The organism is uncultured Amnibacterium sp., from assembly GCF_964244015.1.
GTDB lineage: Bacteria > Actinomycetota > Actinomycetes > Actinomycetales > Microbacteriaceae > Amnibacterium.
In genome coordinates this window covers 20305-29159 of the sequence record NZ_CAXTHO010000022.1, presented here as the reverse complement: position 1 = coordinate 29159, position 8855 = coordinate 20305, and the positions used below count along the sequence as shown (strand labels likewise).

9 protein-coding genes are annotated in these 8855 nt (G+C 73.0%); 8 read left to right on the top strand and 1 reads right to left on the bottom strand.

Annotated elements, in window-relative coordinates; genetic code table 11:
- Positions 1–125 precede the first annotated feature (125 nt).
- A complete protein-coding gene (locus ACFE67_RS04540) occupies positions 126–521 on the bottom strand; it encodes a hypothetical protein (RefSeq protein WP_375405685.1) in 396 nt (131 codons plus the stop codon).
- A 56-nt stretch (positions 522–577) separates the two neighbouring features.
- Here ACFE67_RS04540 and ACFE67_RS04535 point away from each other — a divergent pair, with 56 nt between their 5' ends.
- The 8 genes from ACFE67_RS04535 (at position 578) to ACFE67_RS04500 (ending at position 8833) form a co-directional block, all read left to right on the top strand.
- A complete protein-coding gene (locus ACFE67_RS04535; protein WP_375405684.1) occupies positions 578–1447 on the top strand; it encodes an alpha/beta fold hydrolase in 870 nt (289 codons plus the stop codon).
- A gap of 131 nt (positions 1448–1578) precedes the next feature.
- On the top strand, positions 1579–2892 hold the full coding sequence (locus ACFE67_RS04530) for an O-acetylhomoserine aminocarboxypropyltransferase/cysteine synthase family protein (protein ID WP_375405683.1): 1314 nt from the start codon (positions 1579–1581) through the stop codon (positions 2890–2892).
- A 43-nt stretch (positions 2893–2935) separates the two neighbouring features.
- Entirely contained in the window at positions 2936–4447 is a 1512-nt protein-coding gene (locus ACFE67_RS04525) for an ABC transporter substrate-binding protein (RefSeq protein ID WP_375405682.1), read from the top strand.
- A gap of 16 nt (positions 4448–4463) precedes the next feature.
- Complete coding sequence (locus ACFE67_RS04520; RefSeq protein ID WP_375405681.1) at positions 4464–5414, top strand: ABC transporter permease; 951 nt, start codon at positions 4464–4466, stop codon at positions 5412–5414.
- Positions 5411–6274 (top strand): ABC transporter permease, encoded by an 864-nt coding sequence (locus tag ACFE67_RS04515; RefSeq protein WP_375405680.1) that lies wholly within the window; start codon positions 5411–5413, stop codon positions 6272–6274. Before ACFE67_RS04520 ends, ACFE67_RS04515 begins: the two co-directional genes overlap by 4 nt.
- Positions 6271–7059 (top strand): ABC transporter ATP-binding protein, encoded by a 789-nt coding sequence (locus ACFE67_RS04510; protein ID WP_375405679.1) that lies wholly within the window; start codon positions 6271–6273, stop codon positions 7057–7059. The genes ACFE67_RS04515 and ACFE67_RS04510 overlap by 4 nt, the downstream gene beginning before the upstream one ends.
- Positions 7056–7847 carry an ABC transporter ATP-binding protein gene (locus ACFE67_RS04505; RefSeq protein ID WP_375405678.1) on the top strand — a complete coding sequence of 264 codons (792 nt, stop codon included), beginning with the start codon at positions 7056–7058 and terminating at the stop codon, positions 7845–7847. The genes ACFE67_RS04510 and ACFE67_RS04505 overlap by 4 nt, the downstream gene beginning before the upstream one ends.
- Entirely contained in the window at positions 7844–8833 is a 990-nt protein-coding gene (locus ACFE67_RS04500; protein WP_375405677.1) for an LLM class flavin-dependent oxidoreductase, read from the top strand. Before ACFE67_RS04505 ends, ACFE67_RS04500 begins: the two co-directional genes overlap by 4 nt.
- Positions 8834–8855: the final 22 nt, after the last annotated feature.

Below are 8855 nucleotides of genomic sequence, written 5' to 3'. Positions count from 1 at the left end.
CGTCGCGCAGCGGCCGGTCCGGGTCGTGAGTCGCTGACCGACGCGCTCTCGCGCGGTACTCGTCACCCTCGCGCGGTGGGTCCACCTACCGCGCGAAGGGGGGAGTACCGCGCGAGGGGGTGGGGCTACCGCGCGGCGCGGTAGCCGCCGTCTTCGAGCCCGGCGGCGCGCTCGAACGGGTTGCCGGCCGCGCGGTCGCGGGCGATCAGCAGCGACCAGGCGACGCCGAGGAGGTAGGCGGGGAGGAAGGGGAGGCCGCCCCAGCGCAGCCACTGGGAGGCGTGCCGCGACTCGTGGTCGAGCACCCGCGGCAGCGCGCGAACCAGATCGGCGAACAGGCCGGTGGTCAGCACCACGTTCCCGATCGTGACCGCGCCGACGTCCGGGAACGGCAGGCGCACCCCCTCCGCCAGCAGGAGGCCGTGGGGTCCGCTGCGGACGCGGGCGCGGCCGAGCCGCGCGAGCAGCAGCCCGAGCACCGTCGAGAGGTTGACGATGTTGCCTATCCGACGCGCGTCCACAGCGCCATGCTGCTCCCCGCGACAGGCCGTCCGTGCCGACGTGCATGATCGACGTCGTGAGCGACGACGAGTTCCGGTACCTGCAGACCGAGGCGGATCAGCTGGGGGTGCTCCCGCCCCTGCCGCTCCACGACCGGTTCGCCGTCGCGACGGCCGGCGGCCGGGTGAGCGGCATCCGCTGGGGCGCGCAGCCGGCGATGACGCTGCTGCACGGTGCGGGGCTGAACGCGCACACCTGGGACGGGACCCTGCTCGCGCTCGCGCGCGACGCCCTCGCTCTCGACCTCCCGGGGCACGGCGAGTCCGAGTGGCGTGACGACTTCGACTACCGGCCCGCGACGAACGCGGCGGCGGTCGCGGAGGTGCTCGACGCCGTCGACGCCGGGCCGCAGCTGGTCGTCGGGCACTCGCTCGGCGGCTTCACCGCGGTCGCGCTCGCGGCCGCGCGACCGGAGCTGGTCGCCGGCATCGTGCTCGTCGACGCGAGCCCCGGCCTCCGGATCGGCGACGCTCGGCAGGTCTCGGAATTCCTCGCCGGCCCGCAGGTCTTCGGCTCCCGGGAGGAGATCGTCGACAGCGCGATCGCCGCCGGCATCGGGTCCGACCGCGAGGCGATCACGCGCGGCGTCGCGCTGAACACGCGCGTCCGCGGGGACGGCACGGTCGTCTGGTCGCACCACCTCGCCTACCCGCCGCAGCACGCGCCGCAGCTGCCGGACATCTCGACGCCGTGGACGGGGCTCACGGACACGACCGTGCCGGTGCTGCTCGTCCGCGCCGCGCGCGGCTTCCTGACCGACGACGTCGTCGGCGAGTTCCGCGACCGCGTGCCGCGAGCAGCCGTCGTGGAGCTCGACACCGGACACAACGTGCAGGAGCAGGACCCGGCGGGCCTCGCGGCCGTGATCGCGGCGTTCATCGGCTGAGATCGCGGGGGTGTTCGCGGATCAGGGGATCCGGCGGGCCTCCGGCCGCCGGATCCCCTGATCCGCGAACACAACGCACTGTTACGGCGCGGAACCGCCCCTGAGGCGGTGCGCGGCTACCGTCCTGAGCGATGAGCAGCGACGAGTGGGGCTTCGACACGGCCCAGGTGCACGCGGGGGCGACGCCCGACGCCGGGACGAGGGCGCGGGCGACGCCGATCTTCGCGACGACCAGCTTCGTGTACGAGAGCGCCGAGCAGGCGGCCGCGTCGTTCCTGCTCGAGGACCTCGAGGGGTACGCGTACTCGCGGATGTCGAACCCGACGACCACGGTCGCGGAGCAGCGCATCGCGCGCCTCGAGGGCGCCGTCAGCGCCGTCGCGACCGCGAGCGGCCAGGCGGCGACGGCACTCTCGCTGCTGAACATCCTGCGCACCGGCGACCACGTCGTGGTGTCCGGCCAGATCTACGGCGGCACGACGAACCTGCTCGGGCAGCGCTTCGCCGAGCTCGGCATCGCGATCACGCTGGTCGACGTCCAGGACCTCGACGCGTGGCGGGCCGCGGTCCGGCCGAGCACCCGCGCGTTCTTCACCGAGAGCATCGGCAACCCGACCGGCGTCGTCGCGGACCTCGAGGCGATCGCCGCGATCGCGCACGACGAGGCCCGGGTGCCGCTGATCGTCGACAACACCCTCGCGACCCCCTACCTCCTGCGGCCGCTCGAGCACGGCGCCGACGTGGTCGTCCACTCCACGACGAAGTTCCTCTCCGGGCACGGGACCGTGATCGGCGGGGTCGTCGTCGACGGCGCGACGTTCGACTTCGGCGCGGAGCCCGAGCGGTGGCCCGGCTTCCACACCCCCGACGTCGGGCACGGGAAGGAGGGGTACTGGGCGCGGTTCTCGGACCGGCGCCTCGCCTACAGCCTCCGGCTCCGCACCACAGTGCTGCGGGACTACGGCCCCGCGCCGTCGCCCTTCAACAGCTTCCTGCTGATCCAGGGGCTCGAGACGCTCAGCCTGCGGATCCGCCAGCACGTCGCGAACGCGGAGGCGGTCGTCGCATACCTGCAGGGGCATGCGCAGGTCGAGCGGGTCCACTACCCGACCCTGCCGGGGGCTCCCTCGGCGCAGACGGCCCGCCGCTACCTGACCCGCGGCGCCGGTGCCATCGTGTCCTTCGACATCGCGGGGGGCATCGAGGCCGGGCGTCGCTTCGTGGACGCGGTCCGGCTGTTCAGCCACCTGGCGAACATCGGCGACGTGCGCAGCCTGATCATCCATCCCGCCTCGACGACGAACTCCGGCCAGAACGAGCAGCAGCGGGCCGCCTCCGGACTCGGCGAGGGCCTCCTCCGGCTCTCGATCGGCATCGAGGACAGCGCCGACCTGATCGCCGACCTCGACCAGGCGTTCGCCGCGGTCGCATCCGACCCCTCGTGACCCACCGACCCCGCACCATCCGCACAGCACCCGGAGCACACCCATGACAACCAAGAAGACCCTGCTCGTCGCGAGCGTCGCCGCCGGCACCGCCCTGGCGCTCGCGGCCTGCTCGAGCGGCCCGTCCACGACGGAAGCGAGCGGCGGCACCGCCGACACCTCGGCGACCGTGAACGTGGGCCTCTACCTCGAGCCGACCGACCTGAACGTCCGCACCACCTCGGGCGTCGCGCTCGACCAGGTGCTGATCGACAACGTGTACCAGGGGCTCGTCGGCATCGACTCGTCGGGCAAGATCCAGGACGTGCTCGCGAAGAGCCACACCGTCTCCTCGGACGGCCTCACCTACGACTTCACGCTCAACGCGGGCACCGTCTTCAGCAACGGCGACGCGCTCGACGCCGGCGATGTCGTCTGGTCGCTGAACCAGGTGAAGAACACGAAGACCGACGTCGGCAACGCGGCGTTCGCCGCCGTCAAGACGGTGTCCGCGCCGTCGGACGACACCGTGGAGCTGACCCTGAGCAAGCCGGACTCCACACTGCTGTACTCGCTGGCCGGCCGGGCGGGTCTGATCCTCGACCAGGACGCGACGAACGACCTGAAGACGACCGCCATCGGCAGCGGCCCCTACCTGCTGAAGACCTGGAAGCAGGGCGACAGCATCACCCTGACGAGGAACGCGAAGTACTGGGGGACGAAGGCGAAGGTCGCCTCGGTGGTCTTCCACTACTTCTCCGACCGGGCGGCGGCCGTGAACGGAGCCCTCGCCGGCGACATCCAGGTGCTCACGACCGTCGATCCGACCCTGCAGGCGAAGTTCACCGGCAATGCCGACTTCGCGCTGAAGAAGGGCACGTCGACCGACAAGTACACGCTCGTCTTCAACTCGAAGAAGGCGCCGCTCGACACGCTCGCCGTTCGGCAGGCCCTCCGCGAGGCCATCGACCCGAAGGCGATCATCGCCGCCGTGGGCGGCAACGGCGTCGCGCAGGGCGGGCCGATCCCGGAGGGCGACCCCGGCTACGAGGACCTGACGAGCATCGACGCGTACGACGTCGCCGACGCGAAGGCGAAGATCTCGGCCGCCGGCCTGACGGGCTCCGCACTCACGCTGACGCTCCCCAACGTCTACGGCACGACGGTGACGGATGTGCTCACCAGCCAGTTCAAGGCGATCGGCATCACGCTGAAGGTCGACAGCGTCGACTTCACGACCTGGCTGACCAAGGTCTACACGAACAAGGACTACGAGCTGAGCATCGTCGACCACGCCGAGGCGCACGACTTCGCCAACTGGGTCACCCCGGGGTACTACTTCAACTACAGCAACCCGAAGGTGAACGCGCTCTACACGCAGGCGCAGGGCGCCCTGACCGACGCGGACGCGGACGCGAAGCTCGCCGAGGCCGCGAAGCTCGTGGCCCAGGACGCGCCGGCGGACTGGCTGTACACCGCGGTGAACGTCACGGCGATCCGGTCGACCGTCACCGGCTTCCCGACCGACTCGACGAGCAACCGGCTGAACCTGACCGGGCTCGCCGTGTCGAAGTAGGCGAGATCGCCGGCCCGTGCTGCGCTTCCTCGCGACCCGCGTCCTCCTGCTCCTCGTCGGCCTGCTGGTCGCCGCGGCGCTGATCTTCGCCACCCTCCGGATCCTTCCGGGGGATGTGGCGCAGGTCATCGGCGGGACGCAGGCGAGTGCGGCGCAGGTGGCGCGGATCCGGGAGCAGCTCGGTCTGGACCAGCCGGTCCTCGCCCAGTTCCTCGGCTGGCTCGGCGGCCTGCTGCACCTCGACCTCGGCCGCTCGCTCGTCACCGGCACCCCGGTGGCGAGCGAGCTCGGTCAGAAGCTCGAGGTCACCCTCCCCCTCGCGGGCCTCTCGCTCGTCTTCGGCCTCGGGCTCGGCATCCCGCTCGGGGTCGTGTCCGCGGCTCTGCACCGCAGGGTCGGCGGGTTCGTGATCTCCGCGCTCGCGCAGCTCGTCGCCGCCGTACCCGTGGTCTTCGCCGGGGTGCTGCTGATCCTGCTGCTCGGGAGCTGGCTGGGGCTGCTGCCGGTGCAGGGCTTCCCGCAGAGCGGCTGGGCCGAGCCGGGCCGCGCGTTTGCCTCCCTCGTCCTCCCCGCGCTCACGATCGGGGTGGTGGAGGGGGCGGTCGTGCTGCGCTTCACCCGCTCGGCGACGCTGGACGCGATCGGGCAGGACCACGTGCGCACCGCTGCGGCCAAGGGCATGACGCTCACGAGGGCGCTCGTCACGCACGGGCTGCCCGTCGTGATGCTCTCGGTGCTGTCGGTCGTCGGCCTCGAGATCGCGGCGCTGCTCGTCGGCGCCGTCATCGTCGAGACCCTGTTCCAGCTGCCCGGGGTCGGCCGGATGCTCGTCGGCGACGTCGCGAACCGCGACCTCGTGAAGGTGCAGAGCGAGCTGCTCGTGCTGACCGCGCTGATCCTCGTGGTGGGCACCCTCGTCGACGTCCTGCACCGTGTCATCGACCCGCGGCAGCGGGAGGCGGCATGAGGGCCGCCTGGCTGCGCGAGCTCGTACGGCGACCGGCGGGGGCCTTCGGGGCGATCGTCGTCGTCGCACTCGTCGTCTGCGCGGTGGTCTCGGTGTTCTGGACGCCGCTGGACCCGTTCGCGACGGATCCGTTCCACCGCTGGGAGTCCCCGAGTGCCGTCCACCTGTTCGGGACGGATGCGGTCGGCCGCGACCTGTTCAGCCTGGTGTTCGCGGCGACGAGGACCGCGCTGCTCGTCGCGGTGCTCTCGTCGCTCGTCGCCGCCGTCGTCGGGATCGCGCTCGCTGCGCTCGGCGCGCTCGGCCCTCGGTGGGTGCGCGAGCCCGTCGCCGTGCTGATCGACATCCTGATCGCGTTCCCGGTGCTGCTGATCGCGATCATGCTGAGCGCGGTGTTCGGCCCGTCCCTCACCGAGGTCGTGGTGGCGGTAGGCATCGGCTTCGGCGTCAACATCGCCAGGGTCGGCCGGGGCGAGATCCGCCGCGTCGCCCGCACCGGCTACGTGCTCGCCGCACGCGCCGCGGGCCTGGGCCCCCTCCGCACGCTCGCCGATCACGTCGTGCCGAACATCGCCCCGGTCTTCATCGTGCAGCTGTCGCTCTCCGCAGCCGTCGCGGTGCTGTCGGAGGCGGGCCTCTCCTTCCTCGGATACGGAGCGCCGCCGTCGACGCCGTCGTGGGGCCGGCTGCTGAGCGATCTGCAGAACTACGTGACCATCTACCCGCTCACCGTGATCTGGCCGGGGCTGGCCATCACGGTCACCGTGCTGGGCTTCAACCTGTTCGGCGACGGGCTGCGGGAGGCGACCGACCCGCGGCTGCGGACGAGCCGTTCGACGCGCCAGGAGGTGGTCCGATGACGCTCGAGGTGACCGACCTCACGATCCGGTTCGGGGGCCGCACGGTCGTCGACGGGGTCTCGTTCACCGTGGCCGACGGCGGCCGGTTCGGCATCATCGGCGAGTCCGGCAGCGGCAAGTCGCTCACGACCCTCGCGATCCTCGGCCTGCTGCCGGAGGGGGCGGAGGCGTCCGGCAGCATCGTGCTCGACGGCACGCAGCTGCTCGGGCTGCCCGAGCGCGACCTCGCGCCGATCCGCGGGCGGCGGATCGGCGTCGTGTTCCAGGACCCGCAGACCGCGCTGAACCCCCTCCGCACCATCGGCCGCCAGCTCGCGGAGCCCCTCCGGCTGCACGGCCTCGCGACGCGTCGCCAGGCGCGGGCGGAGGCGGTACGGCTCGCCGGGCTCGTCCGGCTGCCCGAACCCGAACGGATCGTCGACCTGTTCCCCCACCAGCTGTCCGGCGGCCAGCGGCAGCGCGTCGCGATCGGCATCGCGCTCGCCTGCTCGCCCGGCCTGCTGCTCGCGGACGAGCCGACGACCGCGCTCGACGTGACGATCCAGGCGGAGATCCTCGGCCGCTTCGACCGGCTCGTCGCCGATACCGGCGCCTCGCTGGTCTTCGTCACGCACGACCTCGCGGTACTGGCCCGGATCAGCACCGAGGTGCTGGTGCTCGCCGACGGCAGGGCGATCGAGGCGGGCCCGGTCGCGCGGATCCTCGCCGCGCCGCAGCACCCGGTGACCGCGGGGCTCGTCGCGGCCGCACGCGCGACGAGCTTCACGCCGGAGGGGAGCGCATGAGCCTCGTCGAGGCGCGAGGGCTCGTCCGCGACTACCGCCTGCCCCGGGAGACGCTGTTCGCGCCCGTCGTCGTCCGGCACGCGCTGCGCGGCGTCGATCTCGACGTCGAGGCCGGCGAGACGCTCGCGATCATCGGCGAGTCCGGCTCGGGCAAGTCGACGCTCGCGCGGCTGCTCCTCGGCCTCGACACCCCGACGGCCGGTACGGTCGCGTTCGACGGCAGGGCCGTCAAGTCCGGCTCGGCCCGCGCGACCCGCTGGCTGCGCCGCGACACCGGCATCGTGTTCCAGGACCCGTACTCGTCGCTGGACCCGCGGATGAGCGTCGGCAGGACGGTGGCTGAACCTCTCCGGGCACTCGGCATCGCGGGCGATCGACGGGCCCTCGTCACCTCGGCCCTCACGGATGTCGGCCTCGACCCGGCGCTCGCCGGCCGCTACCCGCACGAGCTGTCCGGCGGCCAGCGGCAGCGGGTCGCGCTGGCCCGCGCGATCATCCACCGCCCCCGGCTGCTCGTCGGGGACGAGCCGCTCAGCGCGCTCGACGTGACCGTTCGAGCGCAGATCCTGGCGCTGCTCCGACGCCTCCACCAGGATCTCGGGCTCACGATGGTGCTCGTCTCCCACGACATCGGCCTCGTGCAGCATTTCGCGCAGCGGGTCGTCGTCATGCGGGACGGGCGGATCGTGGAGGCGGGCGGGACCGCCGCGCTGCTCGCCGACCCGCAGCACCCCTACACCCGCGAGCTGCTGGCCGCCGTGCCGCGGCTCGCCGAGGAGCCCCAGTGAACGATCGACCCTTCCGCCTCGGATTCCTCACCCACCTGGCGCCCGACCGGCCCGCCCGCGAGCTGATCGCGGCCGGGATCGACCTGTTCGTCGCCGCGGAGGAGCTGGGCTTCGACAGCGGCTGGGTCGCCCAGCACCACCTCGGTGCCGTCGAGGGGTCGCTGCCGTCGCCGTTCGTGTTCCTGGCCGCCGTGGCGGCGCGCACCAGTCGGATCCGGCTCGGCACCGCGATCGTGAACCTCCCGCTCGAGGACCCCCTGCGGGTCGCGGAGGACGCCGCCGTGCTCGACGCGATCTCGGGCGGCCGCGTCGAGATCGGGATCGGCAGCGGCAACCCGGAGCCGGAGGTGTTCGCGGCGTTCGGCCGCGACGTCGCCGACCGTCGCGAGCTGTACGCGTCCGGGGCGCGCCGCCTCCGGGACGCACTCTCGGGCGAGGCGCTGCCCGGCGGTCTGACTCTGACCCCGGCGGCCCCCGGGCTCGCCGGCCGGATCTGGGACTCGCCGCTCGGTGCCGAGCGGGTCCGCGCGGCCGGCGCTGCCGGCGACGGGGTGCTCCTCGGCATCGGCCCCGCCTCGAGCGTGCAGCTCGGGCTCGCCCAGCAGTACCGCGCGGCCGGAGGGGAGCGGCTCGCGGTCGTGCACAGCGCCTTCTTCGGCGCGAGCCGCGAGGTGGTCGCCGAGCGGTTGTGGCCGATCGTGGCGGCCCAGTCGCTCGGGTACTACCAGGACGCCGGCTGGGTCGGGCAGGACCCGGTGCCGGAGGAGCTGCTCGCCGCGATGAACGTGCACCACGGCACGGTCGACGACGTCGTCGCGTCGATCGCCCGCGCGCGGGTGCTGGACCTCGCATCGGACCTGATCCTGGCGATCGAGGTGCGCACCTCCACCACCGCCGAGGCGCTCGCCTCGCTCGAGACCATCGCCGCCGACGTCGCGCCCCGGCTCGGCTGGCGGCCGGCCGCCCAGCCGGCGCGCACGCACTGACCACCGGAGACGAGAGGAGCAC

Bases quoted from the DNA above. Each gene is read 5' to 3' on its own strand.
- ACFE67_RS04530 (WP_375405683.1), top strand. From the start codon at position 1,579: ATGAGCAGCGACGAGTGGGGCTTCGACACGGCCCAGGTGCACGCGGGG.
- ACFE67_RS04525 (WP_375405682.1), top strand. From the start codon at position 2,936: ATGACAACCAAGAAGACCCTGCTCGTCGCGAGCGTCGCCGCCGGCACC.
- ACFE67_RS04515 (WP_375405680.1), top strand. From the start codon at position 5,411: ATGAGGGCCGCCTGGCTGCGCGAGCTCGTACGGCGACCGGCGGGGGCC.
- ACFE67_RS04510 (WP_375405679.1), top strand. From the start codon at position 6,271: ATGACGCTCGAGGTGACCGACCTCACGATCCGGTTCGGGGGCCGCACG.
- ACFE67_RS04505 (WP_375405678.1), top strand. From the start codon at position 7,056: ATGAGCCTCGTCGAGGCGCGAGGGCTCGTCCGCGACTACCGCCTGCCC.